The 1,867-nt window shown below is 25.3% G+C and carries 1 pseudogene; it reads left to right on the forward strand.

Annotated features, from left to right (window positions below):
* Positions 1-147: 147 nt before the first annotated feature.
* A pseudogene (locus tag Q4A58_RS08045) lies at positions 148-1,867 on the forward strand (autotransporter outer membrane beta-barrel domain-containing protein); the annotation flags it as partial.

A 1,867-nucleotide genomic window follows, 5' to 3' on the forward strand; every position in this document is an offset into this window, starting at 1 on the left:
AAATTTTCTATATTTCAAATTCAAAAAATAAATAATAAAATAATTTTAAATAAAACGTATAAATTTGTTGCATTTTTTTTTTTTTTGATACAATAGAATTAAGAAGAACATAAATAAAAGTAAATATAAAAAATGGGGTGATATAAAATGAAGGAAAAAATAGAAAAAATGTTAAAAAGTCAATTAAAAAGGAAACTAACAATAACGACAGCCACATTAATAGCCTTTTTATTATCATCAAACATAGCAATGGCGGGGCAAATCTATCAAGTAGGAAATAACGGAATTAAAAGAGATAATTCAGGAATTTGGGAAGATGCAACAGAAAAATTAAAAAAAGCAGATTTATTTAAAATAGAAGGAAGCACAATAGAAAATAAATTAAAAGACATATCAAATTTTGAACTTTTAGCAGAAGTAAATAAAACCTTTATAAATAAGGGGAAAATTTCTCGGTTAAGAAATAAAGGAACAGGGAAAATAGAAAATAGAGCAAATATATTTGAAATTTATTCAAAAACAGAAAGTAATATAGATAATTTCGGTTTGATTAGGGAAATAATCTTAAATGGAAATATATTTAATAGGACTAATATACTTTATCTTGATAGCATTGATGCTTTTAATAAAGGAATAACTATAGAAAATGAAGGAAGAATTTATACTTTATATGAAAATAAAAAAGTAAAAAACTATGGTTCTATATATGAAGTAGTAGCAGGAAAAGTAGCTGATACGGAAAAAATAGATAATTATGGAATAATAAACTTTGGAGATACAGCAGATTATACTACATTAAATGGAGCAGGAAAACTTGATAATAAAGGAATAGTTGTAAATGATTTAAGTAATTTTACAGCAAGCGGAAATACAGATAATAAAGGAAGAGCAATAAAGAACTATAAAAACCAAGCTATAGTAGATACAAAAATAACTAATGGAATATTAAATGCTTATAAAGGAACAGTAGATAATGACTTAACACTAAATAATAATTCAATTTTTAATATGAGAGAAGGAATAATAAAAGCAGATAAAAAATTAAGTTTTAATAATTCAACAGTTAATATGGGTTATGGAATAAAGTTTAAAGATGGAGTAGAAATAGAATTTAAAGATAATAGCAGTATTGGGCTTTTAGGTATTGATCCATTTAGTCCAACAGATAAATTAAAGAGTATAACTATAGATAATACAACAGCAGTTGGGGGTATTGTTATAAATGGAAATATAGAAGCAATAAATTTAGTTCCAAATGATAGTATAGCCAATAAAGATAAAGTATTAAGAATAAATAATTTTAGAACAGAAGTATATGAAAAAGTAAATACTAATATCTCAACCAATGTGGATTTATTAGGAGATTATTCACAATTAGGGAATATATCAGTAAAAGAAGGAGGAAGGCTTACTATAACAGTAAATTCTTTAAACTATAATGGAGTAATGTCTTCCCTATCAAGTGAGATATATAAAAAAGATATAAAAATAGAAGGTAATGGAAAGATAATAATAGGAATAGATCCTTATAATATAGGAGTAGTTGAGAACTTAGGAAAAGGAAATAATTTAACAGACTCTGTTAAGGGACAAAAAGATACAATGAATCCTAGTGAAAGATTAGCACAAGATAAATTAAATATAGATGCAGATTCATTACTTCACGATATAGTCATAATGCCAGAGGAAGAAGTTACTTATGAAAAGGGCTTACCTAGTGAATATAAAGCAAAGGTAAGAAATAAATATAAAGTAATAGAAGCAACTGAGCTTGCAAAACCTTTACCACCAGAAGAAGAAGGTTCTTTAGACAGTTTAGTAGATTATCCATACTTAAATAATATATATCTAAGTTTATTAGATGCAG

Source organism: Fusobacterium sp., from assembly GCF_030528405.1.
Taxonomy (GTDB): domain Bacteria; phylum Fusobacteriota; class Fusobacteriia; order Fusobacteriales; family Fusobacteriaceae; genus Fusobacterium.